The sequence below is a fragment of the Ruegeria sp. AG6 genome (genome assembly GCF_056541565.1).
On record NZ_JBQFYQ010000006.1, the window covers coordinates 35,597 to 53,531 of the forward strand.

At 60.1% G+C, this 17,935-nt stretch carries 18 protein-coding genes; 13 read left to right on the plus strand and 5 right to left on the minus strand.

What is annotated here, in order from left to right:
- The first annotated feature begins 153 nt into the window (after window positions 1-153).
- Window positions 154-2,016, plus strand: coding sequence for an excinuclease ABC subunit UvrC (uvrC, locus tag ACR0I0_RS13435; protein ID WP_171635096.1), 1,863 nt, complete (start codon window positions 154-156; stop codon window positions 2,014-2,016).
- Here the strand turns inward: uvrC and ACR0I0_RS13440 are convergent.
- Window positions 2,013-2,897, minus strand: a complete 885-nt coding sequence (locus ACR0I0_RS13440; protein ID WP_210093374.1) for a DMT family transporter — start codon at window positions 2,895-2,897, stop codon at window positions 2,013-2,015. The genes uvrC and ACR0I0_RS13440 overlap by 4 nt on opposite strands.
- 173 nt (window positions 2,898-3,070) lie before the next feature.
- Between ACR0I0_RS13440 and pgsA the strand changes: the two genes are divergently transcribed.
- The 3 genes from pgsA to ACR0I0_RS13455 are packed head-to-tail and all read left to right on the plus strand — an operon-like array spanning window position 3,071 to window position 4,435.
- Window positions 3,071-3,739, plus strand: coding sequence for a CDP-diacylglycerol--glycerol-3-phosphate 3-phosphatidyltransferase (gene pgsA, locus ACR0I0_RS13445; protein ID WP_117872882.1), 669 nt, complete (start codon window positions 3,071-3,073; stop codon window positions 3,737-3,739).
- Between the two features lie 3 nt (window positions 3,740-3,742).
- Window positions 3,743-3,988, plus strand: a complete 246-nt coding sequence (gene moaD / locus ACR0I0_RS13450; RefSeq protein WP_210093373.1) for a molybdopterin converting factor subunit 1 — start codon at window positions 3,743-3,745, stop codon at window positions 3,986-3,988.
- A 3-nt stretch (window positions 3,989-3,991) separates the two neighbouring features.
- Window positions 3,992-4,435 carry a molybdenum cofactor biosynthesis protein MoaE gene (locus tag ACR0I0_RS13455; RefSeq protein WP_171635087.1) on the plus strand — a complete coding sequence of 148 codons (444 nt, stop codon included), beginning with the start codon at window positions 3,992-3,994 and terminating at the stop codon, window positions 4,433-4,435.
- A gap of 35 nt (window positions 4,436-4,470) precedes the next feature.
- On the opposite strand, the gene ACR0I0_RS13460 is transcribed toward ACR0I0_RS13455, so the two are convergent.
- Window positions 4,471-5,190 (minus strand): helix-turn-helix transcriptional regulator, encoded by a 720-nt coding sequence (locus tag ACR0I0_RS13460; RefSeq protein WP_480491822.1) that lies wholly within the window; start codon window positions 5,188-5,190, stop codon window positions 4,471-4,473.
- Between the two features lie 84 nt (window positions 5,191-5,274).
- Between ACR0I0_RS13460 and ACR0I0_RS13465 the strand changes: the two genes are divergently transcribed.
- Window positions 5,275-5,706 (plus strand): RidA family protein, encoded by a 432-nt coding sequence (locus tag ACR0I0_RS13465; protein WP_480491823.1) that lies wholly within the window; start codon window positions 5,275-5,277, stop codon window positions 5,704-5,706.
- A gap of 11 nt (window positions 5,707-5,717) precedes the next feature.
- Here the strand turns inward: ACR0I0_RS13465 and ACR0I0_RS13470 are convergent, their stop codons facing one another.
- From ACR0I0_RS13470 to ubiA, 3 genes are all read right to left on the minus strand, one after another.
- Window positions 5,718-6,038 (minus strand): hypothetical protein, encoded by a 321-nt coding sequence (locus ACR0I0_RS13470; protein WP_117870533.1) that lies wholly within the window; start codon window positions 6,036-6,038, stop codon window positions 5,718-5,720.
- Between the two features lies 1 nt (window position 6,039).
- Window positions 6,040-7,977: an OmpA family protein gene (locus ACR0I0_RS13475; RefSeq protein ID WP_171724313.1), complete on the minus strand. Its 1,938-nt coding sequence runs from the start codon at window positions 7,975-7,977 to the stop codon at window positions 6,040-6,042.
- Between the two features lie 64 nt (window positions 7,978-8,041).
- On the minus strand, window positions 8,042-9,004 hold the full coding sequence (gene ubiA, locus ACR0I0_RS13480; RefSeq protein WP_480491824.1) for a 4-hydroxybenzoate octaprenyltransferase: 963 nt from the start codon (window positions 9,002-9,004) through the stop codon (window positions 8,042-8,044).
- A 12-nt stretch (window positions 9,005-9,016) separates the two neighbouring features.
- Here ubiA and ACR0I0_RS13485 point away from each other — a divergent pair, with 12 nt between their 5' ends.
- The 8 genes from ACR0I0_RS13485 to ACR0I0_RS13520 all read left to right on the plus strand — a co-directional run bounded on the left by ACR0I0_RS13485 (window position 9,017) and on the right by ACR0I0_RS13520 (window position 17,909).
- The gene (locus ACR0I0_RS13485) at window positions 9,017-9,742 is read left to right on the plus strand and encodes a 16S rRNA (uracil(1498)-N(3))-methyltransferase (protein ID WP_480491825.1); all 726 of its coding nucleotides are present in this window, start codon (window positions 9,017-9,019) and stop codon (window positions 9,740-9,742) included.
- Between the two features lie 9 nt (window positions 9,743-9,751).
- Window positions 9,752-10,477, plus strand: a complete 726-nt coding sequence (locus ACR0I0_RS13490; RefSeq protein WP_171724310.1) for an endonuclease NucS domain-containing protein — start codon at window positions 9,752-9,754, stop codon at window positions 10,475-10,477.
- Complete coding sequence (locus ACR0I0_RS13495; RefSeq protein ID WP_171724309.1) at window positions 10,474-11,001, plus strand: hypothetical protein; 528 nt, start codon at window positions 10,474-10,476, stop codon at window positions 10,999-11,001. Before ACR0I0_RS13490 ends, ACR0I0_RS13495 begins: the two co-directional genes overlap by 4 nt.
- Window positions 11,002-11,067: 66 nt before the next feature.
- Window positions 11,068-12,438: a glutamate--cysteine ligase gene (locus ACR0I0_RS13500; RefSeq protein ID WP_152456747.1), complete on the plus strand. Its 1,371-nt coding sequence runs from the start codon at window positions 11,068-11,070 to the stop codon at window positions 12,436-12,438.
- Window positions 12,439-12,508: 70 nt separating this feature from the next.
- Complete coding sequence (pheS, locus tag ACR0I0_RS13505) at window positions 12,509-13,582, plus strand: phenylalanine--tRNA ligase subunit alpha (protein ID WP_171635078.1); 1,074 nt, start codon at window positions 12,509-12,511, stop codon at window positions 13,580-13,582.
- Window positions 13,583-14,111: 529 nt separating this feature from the next.
- The gene (locus ACR0I0_RS13510) at window positions 14,112-14,906 is read left to right on the plus strand and encodes a CE1 family esterase (RefSeq protein ID WP_210093365.1); all 795 of its coding nucleotides are present in this window, start codon (window positions 14,112-14,114) and stop codon (window positions 14,904-14,906) included.
- A gap of 78 nt (window positions 14,907-14,984) precedes the next feature.
- Window positions 14,985-17,381 (plus strand): phenylalanine--tRNA ligase subunit beta, encoded by a 2,397-nt coding sequence (pheT, locus tag ACR0I0_RS13515; RefSeq protein WP_480491826.1) that lies wholly within the window; start codon window positions 14,985-14,987, stop codon window positions 17,379-17,381.
- 81 nt (window positions 17,382-17,462) lie between these two features.
- Entirely contained in the window at window positions 17,463-17,909 is a 447-nt protein-coding gene (locus ACR0I0_RS13520) for a YtoQ family protein (protein WP_171119768.1), read from the plus strand.
- The last annotated feature ends 26 nt before the right edge of the window (window positions 17,910-17,935 follow it).

Consider the following 17,935-nt stretch of genomic DNA (forward strand, 5'->3'; position numbering starts at 1 on the left):
TGTGCAAGTAAAGGAAAAGGCAAGGAAACAAGGGGATTTCTGATCTTCCGGAATTTTATCTTCACACTTATCCACAGAAACCGTGGATTTGTTTTCTCTTGATCTGACAAGCGTGAGATTGCAGCCATTGCCAGAGAATCATATCTCAGGATCATGACCACCGACAGCGAATCATCCCCCACCGGCTATGCCTGCATTCAGCGCTATGTAAAAACGCTGGACAGTTCTCCGGGCGTTTACCGCATGCTCGATACAGACAGCCGGGTTCTGTATGTCGGCAAAGCCCGAAATCTCAGGGCACGGGTGTCGAATTACACACGGCCGGGTCATTCGGGGCGGATCGAAAAGATGATCGCCGCGACGGCCTCGATGATGTTCCTGACCACGCGAACCGAGACCGAGGCCCTGCTGCTTGAGCAGAACCTGATCAAGCAGCTCAAGCCGAAATACAATGTATTGTTGCGGGATGACAAAAGCTTTCCGAACATACTGGTCGCCAAGGATCATGACTTTCCGCAGATCAAGAAACACCGAGGGGCGAAGAAGGAAAAAGGTGCTTATTTCGGCCCTTTCGCCAGTGCCGGTGCGGTGAACCGGACGTTGAACCAGTTGCAAAAAGCGTTCCTGCTGCGCAACTGCTCGGATTCGATGTTCGACAGCCGAACGCGGCCATGCCTTCTGTATCAGATCAAACGGTGTTCCGGGCCGTGTGTCGGCCTGATCTCAGAGCAGGATTACCGTGAAAGCGTGAAGGACGCCGAACGCTTCCTGTCGGGCCGCTCGACCAAGGTGCAAGAGGAACTGGCCGAGCAGATGATGGCCGCATCCGAGGCGATGGAGTTCGAACGCGCCGCAGGTCTGCGTGACCGCATCCGGGCTCTGACGCAGGTGCAGACCTCTCAGGGCATCAACCCGCGCGGTGTGGCCGAGGCGGACGTGATCGGCCTGTATATGGACAGCGGTCAGGCCTGCGTGCAGGTGTTTTTCATCCGTGCGAACCAGAACTGGGGCAACAAGGATTTCTATCCCCGCGTCGGCCCGGATGTTTCACCTGCCGAGGTGATGGAGGCCTTTCTGGGCCAGTTCTATGACAACAAGGAGCCGCCGCGTCAGCTGATCCTGTCGGACGGAATCGAAAATGTGGATCTGATGCAGGACGCGCTGACTGAGAAAGCCGGGCGCAAGGTCGAAATCCTTGTGCCGCAGCGTGGCGAAAAACAGGAACTTGTTGCCGGTGCCTTGCGCAACGCGCGCGAGGCTTTGGCCCGCCGCATGTCGGAAAGTGCCACGCAGGCCAAGTTGCTGCGCGGGCTGGCCGAGGCGTTCGATCTGGATGGTCCGCCTGGACGGATTGAGGTCTATGACAACTCTCATATTCAGGGCACCAATGCTGTCGGCGGCATGATCGTGGCCGGCCCCGAGGGGTTCATGAAGAACGCTTACCGCAAGTTCAACATTCGCGGTGATGACCTGACACCGGGTGACGACTTCGGCATGATGAAAGAGGTGCTGAACCGCCGCTTCACCAGACTGCAAAAGGAAGACCCGGACCGCGACAAAGGGCTGTGGCCCGATCTGTTGCTGATCGATGGCGGTGCCGGGCAGGTAAGCGCGGTGCATCAGATCATGGTCGAACATGGGGTCGAAGACATTCCCATGGTCGGCGTCGCCAAGGGGGTCGACCGCGACCACGGCAAGGAAGAGTTTCACCGGATCGGCCAGCGCCCCTTTGCGCTGAAACGCAACGACCCTGTGTTGTATTTCATTCAACGCCTCAGGGACGAAGCGCACCGGTTCGCCATCGGCACCCATCGTGCGAAACGCGCCAAGGCCGTGGGTGCAACGCCGTTGGATGAAATCCCAGGGGTAGGGGCTGCGCGCAAGCGTGCTCTGTTGACCCATTTCGGCAGCGCCAAAGCCGTCAGCCGGGCCAATCTGGCCGATCTGAAAGCGGTCGAAGGAATCTCGGCCGGGTTGGCGCAAAAGGTTTACGATTTCTTCCACGACAAGGGCTAGGCCTGCCGGCCTCGCCACAGGATATAAAGACCCGACGCGACGATCAGCGCGCTGCCGATCCACATGTTGGGATCCAGCCTCTCTCCAAACATGGCTACGCCAAGCCCGATGCCGAACAACAGCCGGGTGTATCTGAACGGGGTCACGGCGGACACTTCGCCGGTGCGCATCGCCTTCATCAGCGACGCATAGGCCATTACGCCCATCAGCACCGCACCGATCAGATGCACGCTGGTGTGAAGGCCAACCGGTGCAATCGGCGCGCCCTCCCAGAACCGATAGGCCACGCCGGCCACGATGATGCTGAGGAAGCCGTAGAACCCCAGGACTTCGGTTCCAAGCGTGGCAGGTGCTGCGCGGCTGGCCAGATCACGTCCGGCAAATCCCAGCATTCCCAGCACCGCCAGTATCGACAGCAGCGAAAAGCTGTCTCCGGTGGGTTGCAGGATGACGACAACGCCGATCATGCCGACAAAGATAGCGCTCCAACGCCGCCAACCGACTGTCTCGCCGAAGAACAACGCGGCGCCTGCTACAACGACCAGAGGCGTGGCTTGCAGAATCACCGTGGCCGAGGACAACGGCGTCAGTGCGATGGCCAGAACATAGAACAACCGACCAAAGACCTCGAACAGCACCCGAATTTTCATCGGGCGGGACAGAACGTCAGGTTGCAGCAGCCGCTGCCCGCGGGCCCGAGCCACCGCAGCGAAAATCACCGACCCGCCCGCGCCGAAAAGAACCAGGACCTGCCAGATCGGCAGCGCGGCTGAGGCTGCCTTCAGCAACGCATCCTCCAGCGCAAACCCGGCCATCGCCGCGACCATCCAGAGGCTGCCGATCATGTTCGACCGTGTGTCGGTTTGAATATGCGCTGTCATCTGGTACTTTCCGGCTGGGCTTGCGCGGCAATCTGACCGCAAAGCAGGGAAAGGCCAAGAGGTACTGTTCTGAGACGTCGGGCCTGCGGCGCTTTGACCAAGCGTTTGTGAGTGATGCAGTTTTTTGTCTGATTGGCTTTTCTGTCCCGGACCGGCGATATAGGGTCCAAGCCATGAAGTGGAATTTACCTAATCTCCTGACCGTCCTGCGCCTGCTGGCCGCGCCCGGGCTGGCAGTCATGTTTCTGTATTTTACCCGTCCCTATGCGGACTGGTTTGCACTGATCCTATTCCTGTCAGCGGCGATTACCGATTGGTTCGATGGGTATCTGGCCCGCGCATGGAAGCAGGAGACCAAGATCGGAGCGATGCTGGATCCGATCGCCGACAAGGCCATGGTGGTGATCGCGCTTATGATCCTTGTGGGCTATTCGACCGAGCACTGGACGCCGTGGCTTGTCCTTCCTGCAACCGTGATCCTGTTTCGCGAAGTCTTTGTCTCGGGCCTGCGGGAATATCTGGGCGATGTGGCCGGGACGCTCAAAGTCACCAAACTGGCCAAATGGAAGACCACGGCCCAGATGGTCGCCATCGCGGTTCTGTTTTCGCAGGGTATCTTCGAGCACTATGCCGTGATGGCAAGTTTTGGCATGGATGCCGAGCTGGTCGAGCAGATCATTGCGGGTCAGGTCGAAGACGTGAACCACCTGCGCCTGAATGTCGATGGCATGTATTGGGCGGGTCAGGTCGGGCTGTGGCTGTTGTGGATTGCGGCTACGCTTACATTGATCACCGGCTATGACTATCTACGTAAGGCCATGCCTCATCTGAAGGAGAGCTAACCGATGGATGTTCTGTATTTCGCCTGGGTGCGCGAACGCATCGGCTTGCCAAAGGAAAAGGTCGAAACGCAAGCGGCGACGGTCAGCGAATTGGTGGCAGAACTGAGCGCTCGGGAAGAGCGCTATGCCGCGGCATTTGCCGATCTGTCCGCGCTGCGCGTTGCGTTGGATCAGGAGCTGTCGGATTTCGATGCGTCGCTGTCAGGTGTTCGGGAAGTTGCGTTTTTCCCACCGATGACGGGCGGTTGACCGATGCGGATCGCGGTTCAGGAAGAGGCATTTGATCTGGGGGCCGAGGCCAATGCCTTTGCCGCCGGGGATGATTCCAACGGCGCCATCGTCACCTTCACCGGCGTTGTGCGTGATCTGGCGAGCGGTGATCTGGATGTGATGGAGATCGAGCACTATCCCGGTATGACCGAACGCGCCCTGACCAAGATCGCCGAAGAGGCGCAGGCGCGTTGGGCATTGGGCGATGTGCTGGTGATTCACCGCCATGGACGTCTGGCCCCGGGCGACAAGATCATGATGGTGGCCACCGCTGCACGGCATCGCAAGGATGCGTTCGAGGCGGCGGAGTACCTGATGGATTACCTGAAATCCCGTGCTCCCTTCTGGAAGAAAGAAATCACCCGGTCGGGTGCGGAATGGGTTGCCGCCAAGGATGAGGATGAAGACGCGCTGACCCGGTGGTGAGGATGCGTCGAGCGGGCGGATCGGCTGTCGCGGCCTTATTTCGGCAGATTATTGAACGGGCAAACATCGTCTTCGAACGGAACTCTCTTGCGGCGGAACATGGCACCCTCAACGCATTCCGGGTCGCTGATCCTGTCCATGCGGAAACGCCGAAAATCATCTCGCTGCGGATCCCAGGCAACCAGGTACCAGAGCGGTGGCAGGATCAGCATAGCTTGCGGTTCAACTTCGCGAAAACTCTGGACACCTTTGGCGTCGCGATAACCAAAGCGCAGGTAAAGCCGGTTCAGAAACGCCTGTTCGAAGGCGGGCAGAGGGGCCGCATCCATGGGTCCGAGGTCTGACAGGTTCTGCTGAGGCGACAATTGTCCAACGTAGAGGCAATCGAGAAAGCGACGCAGATCGCGCACCCGGTCCGCTGGCAGGGATTTTTCGATCTTGGCCAGACCTGCATCCGCCAGATCCGAGAACGGCAATGCACGTGCCGCCGGCATTGACGCCACGCCGAGCAGCAGGGCAAAAACCTCGGTTACCGACAACCGGGCGGTTGTTTGGACGGATTGCGGATCAAGTTGCAGCCCGCCACCCCGGCCACATTCGGAATAGATTACAAATCCCTGATCACGCAGTGCAGCGATGTCGCGCAGGATGGTGCGGCGCGAGACGCCGACCTCTGCGGCCAGCGCATCTACGGTGGAACTGCTGTTGCGTCGTAGGATACGGGCGATGGCGTCTTGTCTGGTCGCGGCTTTCATTAGCCCAACCTAGCATATTCAGTGACAAAATTTGGCACTAATACCGTCTAGACCTGTCCTTGCACTTCAGCAAGGATTTCGAACATGACACTTGAAAAACAAAATCTCGAAACGACCCTGCGTCCTCAGATCGTCAATCCCGGAAACCTCCACGACCCATCCCCGAACGGCTATAGCACCGCCGTTGTAACCCCGGGCGCCGGTCGGTTGGCCTTTGTCTCGGGTCAGGGTGGGCAGGATCAAACCGGAGCGTTGTCGCCTGATTTCGGCGCGCAGGTCGAACAGGCCTATACCAATCTCAAGGCGGTGATCCACGAGCTTGGGGCGCAGTGCGATCAGGTTGTGAAGTTGACGGTTTACGTGGTGGACCACGACTTGTCGAAACTCGGCCTGCTGACTGACGCCGTCAAACGCGTGTTTGGAGATACTCTGCCAGCGCAAACCCAGGTTCCGGTGCCAAAGCTGGCAATCGAACCGATGCTGTTCGAAGTTGAGGCTGTCGTTTGCCTGAACTGATACTGTAGCGTTTAGTCGGCGTTGTTGATGCGACCGCGCATTTCTTCGGCCTCTTGCCGCGCGGCGCGCAGACCGTCCATGGCCGCGGCCAGTTCTGCCTCTGTCTGGGTCAGCTGGTTGGTCAGCTCGGCTTCACGTTGCTGAAGATAGGTTATGGCCTGATCGCGGGTTTCTTCCGCTTCGTGCAGTTCCTGGCTCATGCGATCCAGATCGGCAACGTCGCTTTGGCGGACGCGGGACAGGCGGTGTGCCAGCCAGTTGGCAAACCAGCCCATGCAGAAGGCCGCAAACAGGATGACGGCTGTGGCAATGATGAATTCGGTTCTGTTCAACTTACTGGTCCTCTGCGTCCGTGTCTGGTGCGGTCGATTCGGTCTGATCCGTTTCAGGCGCGTCAGCCTCAGCCCCAGCCTCGGCCTCAGCCTCGAGCGCTTCGAGACCTGTTTCGGAGGCTTCGACCGGCTCGGGACGGATCAGCCGGAACTCGATCCGCCGGTTGGCTTCGCGGCCTTCTTCGGTGTCGTTGTCCGCGATGGGCTGTGTTTCACCATATCCAACGGCAGTGTAGCTGCTGGTGGGAATGCGCCGCCCGCGCAGCTCGTTCAGAATCGATTGCGCCCGTGCCTGGCTGAGCTGCTGGTTCATCTCTTCGCGGCCCTGGCTGTCGGTATGGCCCTGGATCTCCAGCCGGATCGGCCCGCAGTCGCGCAGGATGTCGGCGATCTGGTTCACCGTATCGCGCGAGTCGGATGCGATCGTCGCTGATCCGGGTTCGAACGCAATTTTGCTGACGGTCTGGATTTCGGCGATCTGCGCTTCGCAGACTTCAGGATCGGGCAGCGCGTCTTCGGGCTCTGGCGGAGGCTGATAGGTGATCGTCAGGGTGAATTCCTGCCCTTCGCCCAGCTTGTCCGACAACTGACCTGCGATACGGGCCTTGGCATCCTCTTCATGGCTGAGGCCGGTCAGTTCGACCGAGCCTGGTGTTACGGTCAGGGCCCCGTTGTGAAGCTGGGCCAACGCCTCGAGGCCGGCCAGAACACGCACCGGCCAATCTGCCGGAAGCCCCGGCGCGATGCGGGTCGCGGTATAGACCTGATCCGAGCCGAAGGCCGCGCGGGCATAGCTGTCGACCATGTCCCGCAACGTTTCATCCCCCAGGCGCCCTCGTAGTTGCACAAGCCCTTCGGGGCTGCGGGTCGCCGAGAACTCGACGGGTCCGGTCTGTTCGCTGGTTTCAGGTTCCGGCAGCACGGCATGCAGGGCAAAGACCTGAGGCAACGCTGTTTCAAGTTCACCTACAACCCGGTCGAACAAGGCTGGATCCGTGCCTTGCGCCGCAACCAGGGTGATGTCCGCATCCGACATCGTGACCGAGCCTTTGCCGATTCTGGCCAGTGCCTGAATGCTCTTCTCGGCGGCTTCGGGCCAGCGTGGCGAGGGCTCGCCCAGACCGATGGTGCAGGAATATGTTCCCGACAAGCCGGCATCGCGCGCAGCGGTCACGATCCGGTCGCGTGCTTTTGCATCTTGTGCCGAGCAGGCGTCAAATTGCCCACCGTTTTCGTTGATCAGAAAACGCAGCGTAAAGGGCGTTATGACGGGACGAGGTGCCGAGATCGCCAGCCCGATCCGCAGGCTGGGCGGCGCGGCGCGGGTCAGATCGCGTTCGAGACGTTGTTTTTCCTGTTGGCTGTCCGCAATGGCGGTGATTTTGACCAAATCGGCGTTTGCGGAAATTTTGGCGCGTGGCAGGCTGGCCAGCGCCTCGATGGCATATGATATCGCGGCATCCCAACCATCGGGCTTGGGGTAATCCGCGGTTTCCATCAGGTCTGAAACTGCGATGTTGCGGTCGAGGTTGCCCAGCCTTCTGATCAGGGCATCTCTGTCTTCGCTGGCCGGGATAAGGCCGATGATCGAGATGCCGTGATCGTTGCGCAGAATTTCCGCCGAAAAGCGCGGCGGCGCCAGGGCAGAGGTCGCTTCAACCTCCATTTCATCGATTACGCGGGACGCATCGACCTCGGTTCCGGCTGCGGTCAGTGCGTTGAACCGTGTCGCCTCATCGGGTGCAATCCCGGTCAGGACCACGCGCAAGCCGTCTGACTCGACCTCGGCCCAGTCGTGCCCTTTGAGGTCAAGCGCCCGGCGCACAGCGAATTCCGATGTCTCTTCGATCTTTGTGACGGCATAGCTGGCTGCCAAAAGCGACAGCCCGGCTGATACAAGAAAGATCAGGGAAACAACGATAAAATACGGCAGACGCATATTTGGGTTTGACACTCCTCAGGCGGTTGGGCCGATCTTTACAGGCCACGTTCAGCAGGTGCAATCAGAGCAACAGGGCGACGCAGAGGAAGATCAGCGGAATCAAGCCAGTGTCGCGGTTGACCCTGAACAATTGCAACAGCCTGGCATTGTCTTCGATGTCCAGCGCGCGGAGTTGCCACATCATGTGCCAGCCCATTGCCCAAGGCCCACAGAGCGCAACACCCAATGCCAGCATCGAGGTCTCCGGCACCCCTGCATCGACGATGGCCAGCCCCATCAGCGACACGGTCGCCACCAAAAAGTACTTCAGCCACCGCGCTGTATCGGCTCCGAACAGACGAGCGGTTGATTTGATGCCGATCAGTTCGTCATCCTCGGCATCCTGATGCGCATAGATGGTATCGTAGAACAGGGTCCACGCGATTCCAGACAGGTAAAGCGTCACCGCTGGCCATCCCACGGAACCGCTATGGGCCGCCCAGGCCAGAAGGGCGCCCCAGTTGAAGGCCAGCCCCAGAAACACCTGAGGCCACCAGGTAAATCGTTTGGCAAACGGATAGATCGTCACGGGCAGCAGGGACAGAACACCCATTGCGATTGCCGCCTGATTGAAGCTGAGAAGGATACCAAGCGCCAGAATGCATTGCAGGATCATCCAGACCACGGCCTGCCGGACACTGACCTGACCCGACGGAATCGGGCGCGAGCGTGTGCGTTCGACCTGACCGTCGAATTCCCGGTCCGTAATGTCATTCCACGTGCAACCGGCGCCCCGCATCAGGAAGGCCCCAAATGCGCATCCCACGGCGATCCACAGATCTTCCCAACGCGGCTGACCATCATGCAGGATCGCCAGCGCCAGCCCCCACCAACAGGGAATCAGCAGCAGCCATGTCCCGATGGGCCGGTCCGCGCGGCTGAGGCGCAGATAGGGGCGGGCAAAGGCCGGGGCGTGGGTGTCGACCCAGTTGCCGCTGGCGGCATCGGCGACTTGACCATCTGGTGTTGGGGCATTGCCTTGCATATGTAGGGTCTCATGAGTGCGAAGATCAGACTGTATGTAGAGCAGCCCTTGGGTCAGGGGCAATCGGTTCCTTTGACGCGCGACCAGGCGCACTACCTCTTTGGTGTCATGCGCCTTGCGGTCAAAGGGCAGGTCGCCCTGTTCAACGGGCAGGACGGAGAGTGGTTGGCCGAAGTCTCCGAAGCGGGAAAACGCGGCGGGACGCTAACCTGCCTTGAACATACGAAACCGTTGCAGCTGCCGCCCGATCTGTGGTTCCTGTTCGCGCCCATAAAAAAGGCCCGCACCGATTTCATCGTGGAAAAAGCCGCCGAAATGGGCGCGGCGCGTATCCTGCCGGTGCAGACCGAGTTCACCAATTCCGAACGCATTCGTCAGGACCGCCTGCAGGCCCATGCCGTCGAGGCGGCCGAGCAGTGTGGCGGAACCTTCGTGCCTGAGGTTGCCGAATTGCAGCGGTTGGATCGGCTGCTGGATGCATGGCCCGAAGATCGGCAACTGATGTTCTGCAACGAAGCCGAGGTTGGATCGGCCCTGCGATTGGCCGCCAATGAAAAAGGACGGCCCTGGGCGATTCTCATCGGCCCAGAAGGCGGGTTTTCGGACCAGGAACGCGCGCGTCTGACAGGGTTGCCATTCGCGCATGTGGTCAGCCTTGGCCCTCGTATCCTGCGGGCCGACACGGCAGCGGTGGCTGCATTGACCATGTGGCAGCAGGCGCTGGGGGATTGGGGTTAGGTTGGAACAATGAAAGCGCAATATCGGGATTGGCTTGTTGCCGAGGGCTATGCAGAAAACACCTGTGTCGCTCAAATTCACCGGGTCCAGAAAGTCGAAGCGCATTATGGCTCATTGGACGAAGCCTTTGACCTTGGGAAACTGGAAGACGTTCTGGCAAGTCTGAGCTATTCGACTTCGGACGAGCGCAGCGACAAAGAGAACCCCTCACGGATTCCGATCAATGGAAATCTGCGAAACGGGTTGCAATCCTACAAGAACGCAGTTCAGCGCTACGCACGGTTCTTGCGTGAAATCCAAGCTGGAACCAGTTTGACAGCCGCGAACGAAAGACTTGAAACTACAGGACAGACGAAGCCTGAAAGGCAGCGGTTTACGCTTGAGCGAGATATGCAAACCGCAATTCGGCAAAATATCTCTTTGTTGGATACCGGATTCGAAATCGTGGATGACGGTGCTGAACGGGCAGTGGCCTCGGGCTTTATCGATATTCTGTGCCGCGGCGCGGATGGCAGCCTGGTCGTTGTGGAGTTGAAAGCCGGCAAAACCGATTCGAAGGTTGTCGCCCAGATATTGGGGTACATGGGTGATTTGGTCGAGGAAGGCGAAGAAGCCGTCAGAGGGATTATCGTCGCTCATGAGTTTGACCGGCGCACGATCTCGGCCTCAAAGGCAGTCCCCAACCTAACGTTGGTTCGTTACTCGGTTTCGTTTGCGTTCGAGGCTTTGTCATGAGTTTCATCCGACCCGAGGCAAAACTGGCCCTGTGGCGCTGGCGCGAAGTGCTGGTTGCCGGGTTTGTCCTGATCCTCGGTCTCAGCTGGATCAACGGGCCCGGTGGTCTGCTGGGGTGGATCGGCTGGCTGCTTGTCGCTGTCGCAATCGCCCTGGCGGTGATCGGGGTGCAGCGCGCAAGGTTCAGAACCGGCACTGGCGGACAGGGTGTCGTGACCGTCGATGAAGGTCAGATCACCTATTTCGGCCCACTGGATGGCGGCACCATCGCCACGCGCGAGATTGAGCGGCTGGCGCTTGATCCGACCTCGACGCCGGCGCATTGGGTGTTGGAACAACCGGGTCAGGCGGTGCTTCACATTCCTGTGAATGCGGAAGGGGCCGAGGCGCTGTTCGATGTCTTCTCGGCGCTGCCGGGTCTGAAAACCGAGCATATGCTGGCCGAACTGAACGGTGGATCGGCCCATCCGGTCGTGATTTGGGAGCGTACGCCCTCGCGCCCTCCACACCTTCGGCTGCATTGACACTGGCGCGGTTTGCCCCCACGACTGGCCAAAAGACAGACACATCAGGATCGGAGCACGGGTCTCATGTCCATCCCCCAGTCCGGCGGCGGACCAATCGAACGCCACGAGCAATTGGCCGAATATCTGGAGTCGGGCTGCAAGCCCAAGGCAGACTGGCGCATCGGCACCGAGCATGAGAAGTTCGGCTACTGCAAAGACACGCTGAAACCGTTGCCGTTTGAGGGTGCGCGATCCATCGTGGCGGTGTTGGAGGGCCTGCGCGACCGGCACGGTTGGGCCGAAGTCCGTGAAGCGGGTCATCTGATCGGTCTGGAAAAGGATGGCGCCAATGTCAGCCTGGAGCCGGGCGGCGCGCTGGAGCTGTCGGGTGCTCCGCTCGAGACCATCCACGAAACCTGCGATGAGGTGAACACCCACCTGCGCGAGGTGAAGGACATCGCTGATGAGATCGGCGTGGGTTTCATCGGTCTGGGCGCGGCACCGACCTGGACACATGAGGAAATGCCGCTGATGCCCAAGGGGCGGTATCGGCTGATGAACGACTATATGGAAAAGGTCGGCACCATGGGCCGCGCCATGATGCGACGGACCTGCACGGTTCAGGTCAACATCGATTTCGGGTCCGAGGCCGACATGGTGCAGAAACTGCGCGTGGCGTTGGCCTTGCAGCCGGTGGCAACGGCGTTGTTTGCGAACTCGCCCTTTTTCGAAGGCAAGGTAAATGGCCAGAAAAGCTGGCGCAGTTACATCTGGCGGCATCTGGACGATGCGCGTACGGGCATGCTGCCTTTCGTGTTCGAAGACGGCTTCGGGTTCGAGCGCTACGTGCAATACGCGCTCGATGTTCCGATGTATTTCGTCTATCGCGATGGCCAGTACATCAATGCGCTGGGCATGTCGTTCCGCGACTTCCTGAAAGGCGAACTGCCCGCTCTGCCGGGTGAAACGCCCACGCTCAGCGATTGGGCCGACCACCTGACCACCGCCTTCCCCGAGGCGCGGATCAAGAAATTCATGGAAATGCGCGGGGCCGATGGCGGCCCATGGCGTCGTCTGTGTGCCTTGCCCGCCTTCTGGGTTGGCCTGACTTACGATCAAACGGCCCTGGACGCGGCCTGGGATCTGGTCAAAGGCTGGGATACCGAGACCCGCGAGGCGCTGCGTGTCGCGGCTGCCAAAGACGGTCTGCAAGCGAAGGTCGGCACCATCAACATGCACGATCTGGCGCGTGAGGTTGTGGCGATCTCCGAAGCCGGCCTGAAAGCCCGCGCCTATCCCGGGGCCGGTGGTCTGGTTCCGGACGAGACCCATTTCCTCAACGCGCTCAAGGACAGCATCCAAAGCGGGAAAGTGCCTGCGGATGAGTTGCTGGAACACTACAACGGCGACTGGAACGGTGATCTGACCCGGATTTTCCCCGAATACAGCTATTGATCCGCCCGGTCCCGCTTGCATTCGCGGGGCTGGCCCGATAGCAGGTTGGCGACCAAATTCAGAGGGCGTCATGGACGATCTTAAGGCAAAATATCTGGGCCAAATCGCCGAAGCAGGCGATGAAAACGCGCTTGAGGCGATCCGCGTCGCTGCCGTGGGCAAAAAAGGCGAGGTCGCGCTGAAGATGCGCGAGTTGGGTAAAATGACGCCCGAGGAACGCCAGGTGGCAGGCCCCGCGCTGAACGCCCTGAAGGATGAGATCAACTCGGCCCTGTCCGCCAAAAAGGCCGCTCTGGCCGATGCCGCGCTGGATGAGCGTCTGCGCACCGAATGGCTGGACGTCACCCTGCCGACCCGCGCGCGCCGTCAGGGCTCGATCCACCCGGTCAGCCAGGCGACCGAGGAACTGACCGCGATCTTTGCCGAACTGGGTTTCTCTGTGGCCGAAGGTCCGCGGATCGAAACCGACTGGCACAACTTCGACGCCCTGAACATCCCCGGCCACCACCCCGCGCGGGCCGAGATGGACACGTTCTACATGCACCGCGCCGAGGGCGACAATCGCCCGCCGCATGTGCTGCGGACCCACACATCCCCTGTGCAGATCCGGTCGATGGAGAAACAGGGCGCGCCCATCCGCGTGATTTGTCCGGGCGGCGTCTATCGCGCCGACTATGACCAGACCCACACGCCGATGTTCCATCAGGTCGAAGGGCTGGCCATCGATAAGGACATCTCGATGGCGAACCTGAAATGGGTTCTGGAAGAGTTCGTGAAGGCGTTTTTCGAGGTCGACGACGTCGAACTGCGCTTCCGCGCCTCGCACTTCCCCTTCACCGAGCCGTCGGCCGAGGTCGATATCCGCTGTTCCTGGGATAACGGTCAGCTGAAGATCGGCGAGGGCGACGACTGGATGGAGATTCTGGGCTCGGGCATGGTCCACCCCAAGGTGATCGCCGCCGGTGGCATCGACCCCGAGGTCTATCAGGGCTTTGCCTTTGGCATCGGCATCGACCGTCTGGCGATGCTGAAATACGGTATTCCCGATCTGCGGGCGTTCTTTGATTCCGACCTGCGCTGGCTGCGCCACTACGGGTTCGCAGCGCTGGATATGCCGAACCTGCATGGTGGTTTGAGCCGGTAAGTGTACCCGTTGGGTTTATTTCTGGCGCGTTATGTCGATTGGTGCAAAAGGCGCGCCAAAGGTATTCGGTTGTGGCAAATATTTGGATTGTTCACGCTCTCATTTGTCGCAATGCTCTTGGTTTTCGGGTTTGGCGGGGAGTTGTTCGGCTACTTGTTCACAGTCGTAGTTGTTCTTCCTGTAATGCACTTTTTGCAAATCGCCGGGGACGTTTGGTTAAAGGACAAAACTCGCCGCCAAGACGAGAATGAGCAGCTTCAGAAGACTAGAAAGCTCTTGAAAGATTTCCGGAAGTAGAATGCGCGGAGCAAAGGCCGATAGGCCGCCGCGCTATCGCCAGACCGCCCGTACGGGCTGGCGATTTGTCTCCGCAAGTACAACGCTCGAACAGCGCGCGGATTTGGCAATCATAAACCGCCCAACTCAAACCACGGATCGCCACCCCGCGGTCTGGCGACAGCGCGGCTTGTCACAATCTCGCACGGGGTTGTGACGTGACAGCGGGCGCAGGCTCGTTAGGGTTCGGCAGATGATTTACCGACTGCTCTGCCTTCTCCTGCTGACCGCCACCCAAGCCGTTGCCGTGGATACCTGCCACGGTGATACCGCCTGTCAGGTCGGGGACCGCTCGTATCATGTGTTGGAGCCGGATGGGTGGGACGGCGAAACGCCTCTGCCGGTGTTGCTGCATTTCCACGGTTGGGCGCGGCAGGGGACCGTGGTGGTGAACCACGAGCGCATCGCCGGAGCCACAAAGCTGCGCGGTGTGCTGCTGGTGGCTCCGAACGGGTTGGGCAAAAGCTGGGATTTCTGGACCTCGAACACGGGCGACGTGCCTTTTGCTGATCGGGTGCTTGAGGATGTAGCCCAACGCTATCCGATTGACCCGGATCGCATCTATGTCTCGGGCTATTCCTTTGGCGGCGCGATGGCGTGGCGTTATGTCTGCCAGTCGGGCAATGACACTGCCGCGCTCTTGGGCATTGCAGGCACCATTCGTCAGACTGAGCACTGCCCGCAGGCCCCGGCCGAGGTGCGCCATGTGCACGGAACCAGCGATACCGTAATGGACTTCCCCTTTGGCCCGGGAGGGGACACGACCTATCCGGTGGCGCTGTGGCGGCAGAAATTCGGCTGCGAAACAGCGACGCCGCGTGGCGATTGGAGCGTGGTGCCGATCCTGACGCTCAGCCGGGTGGAGTGGACCGATTGCACGCAGGGGCAGGTTTCACTGGACACGCATCCGGGTGGGCATTTCATCCCACACGGCTGGATCGGACGGCAGCTGGACGAGCTTTTGGGCCGCACCCCTACCTATCCGTGACGCAGGGCGCTTGCACCCCGGCCCATTCTTTGTCATTGCCTGTGCCGACTGGATATCTGCCAAAAAAGGCCCCGAGCAATGAAATTCACTCTGTCCTGGCTGAAAGACCACCTCGACACCGATGCGTCGGTTGATGAGATCACTGAGGCGCTGACCGACCTTGGCCTTGAGGTCGAAGAGGTCATCAACCCGGCTGACAAGCTCAAGGACTTTACGCTGGGCTATGTGAAACACGCGGAAAAACACCCTGACGCCGACAAGCTGCGTGTCTGCAAGGTGGACACGGATGAAGGCGAGTTGCAGATCATCTGCGGCGCGCCAAACGCCCGCGAAGGGATCACTGTCGTCGTCTGTAAACCGGGCATGTATATCCCCGGTCTGGACCTGACGATCAGCGTCGGCAAGATCCGCGGCGTCGAAAGCTTTGGCATGATGGCATCCGAGCGCGAGCTGGAATTGTCGGACGAACATGACGGCATCATCGAGTTGCCCTCGGGCGAGGTCGGTGACAGGTTCGTTGATTGGCTTGCCGAGAATGACCCGTCGAAAGTCGATCCCGTGATCGAGATCGCAATCACTCCCAACCGGCCCGATGCGCTGGGCGTGGAAGGCATCGCGCGTGATCTGGCGGCGCGTGGGATCGGCACTTTGAAACAGCGCGACTACGTGCCGGTGCCCGGAGATTTCGAAAGCCCGATCAAGGTGACGATTGACGACGACACGCTGGACGGCGCGCCGCATTTCACCGGCCGTCTGATCCGTGGTGTGAAAAATGGCCCCAGCCCGCAATGGTTGCAGGATCAGTTGAAGGCGATTGGTCTGCGTCCGATTTCGGCGCTGGTGGATATCACCAACTATATGACCTTTGACCATAACCGCCCGCTGCATGTGTTTGACGCGGACAAGGTGCAGGGCAACCTTCGCGTTCACCGCGCCAAAGGCGGTGAAACCCTGGTGGCGCTGGACGAGAAGGAATACACGCTACAGCCCGGCATGATGGTTATTTCCGATGACAAAGGCCCGGAATCCATCGCAGGCATCATGGGCGGTCAGGAAACTGGCTGCACCGAGGATACTGTGAACGTCTTCCTGGAAAGCGCGTTCTGGGATCATGTGCAGATCGCGCTGACGGGTCGGGCGCTGAAAATCAATTCGGACGCGCGGTATCGGTTCGAACGCGGCGTGGACCCTGAATACACGCTGGAAGGGCTCGAGCACGCAACCCAGTTGATTCTGGACATCTGCGGCGGCGAAGCGTCCAAAGTGGTCGAGGCGGGCAAAGCGCCGAACCACGCGCGTGCGTTCAAGCTGGATGCCGAACGGGTGCAGTCTCTGGTCGGGATGGACATTCCCGAAAGCGAGCAGCGTCAAACGCTGACCCGTCTGGGTTTCCGTCTGGAGGGCGAGATGGCCCACGTGCCCAGCTGGCGCCCCGATATCATGGGTGAGGCCGATCTGGTGGAAGAGGTCGCACGGATCGCCTCGTTGACCAAGTTGCAGGGCAAACCCTTGCCGCGTGTCACCGATGGTATTCCCAAGCCGGTGATGACACCGACGCAGCGCCGCCAGTCCATGGCGCGCCGCACCTGCGCCGCGCTGGGTTACAACGAATGCGTCACCTATACGTTCATCGATCAGGCTTCGGCTGCTTTGTTCGGTGGCGGGGATGACGCGACCATGCTTGAAAACCCGATCTCGTCCGAGATGAGTCACATGCGCCCCGATCTGCTGCCCGGATTGTTGCAGGCCGCAGCCCGCAATCAGGCACGCGGATACGCCGACGTCGCCCTGTTCGAGGTTGGCCCCGTTTTCCACGATGGCGAACCCGGCGACCAGAAAACCCAGATCGCCGGCCTGCTGGTTGGCCGCAACGGCCCCAAGGATGTGCACGGGGCCTCGCGCCCGGTGGATGTCTTTGATGCCAAGGCGGATGCCGAGGCCGTTCTTGCGGCGATCGGAGCACCGGCCAAGGTGCAGATTCTGCGCGACGGCGATGCCTGGTGGCATCCGGGTCGTCACGGCAAGATCTGTCTGGGTCCCAAAAAGGTGCTGGGTGTTTTTGGTGAGCTGCACCCGCGCGTGTTGCAGGCGATGGATATCAAGGGTCCGGCAATGGCCTTTACGATCTGGCCCGACGAGGTTCCCTTGCCCCGCAAGTCCGGCGCCACACGTGCCGCATTGGAATTGCATGACTTGCAAGCGGTTGAACGTGACTTTGCCTTTGTCGTTGATGACAACGTCGAGGCGCTGACATTGGTGAACGCGGCGGCAGGTGCCGACAAGGCGCTGATCGAAGATGTACGTGTCTTTGACGAATTCATCGGCGGCAGCCTGGGTGAAGGTAAAAAATCGTTGGCCATAACGGTACGTTTGCAGCCGACAGAGCAGACGCTGAAGGAAAAGGACATCGAAGCGGTGGCCGAAAAGATCATCGCCAAGGTCACCAAGGCAACCGGCGGTGTTCTGCGGGGCTGATGCAGGACCGCCTCCGGCGGGAGTATTTCAGAAAAGATGAAGGGGCGGTGGCGCCCTTTCCGTGTTTACGGAGGACGAAAGATGCTGAACGTGTACCTCTCTGGCGAAATCCACACCGATTGGCGCGAACAGATCATCGACGGCGCGCAGGGGTTGGACATCACATTCAACAGCCCGGTGACGGACCACGCGGCCAGCGACGATTGCGGCGTTGCCATTCTGGGGGAAGAGCCGAACAAATACTGGCATGACCACAAGGGGGCGATGGTCAACGCGATCCGGACCCGAAAGGGCATTTCGGATGCCGATGTGGTGGTTGTCCGGTTTGGCGACAAGTACAAACAGTGGAACGCAGCTTTTGATGCGGGCTATGCCGCAGCGCTGGGTAAATCCATCATCGTGCTGCACGGTCCCGAGCATCAACACGCGTTGAAAGAAGTGGATGCAGCCGCGCTGGCCGTGGCGGAAAAGCCCGCGCAGGTTGTCGAAATCCTGCGGTATGTGCTGACGGGTGCACTGCCGGGCTGAGCTTTGCGAAGAGGGTGCCAATTTTG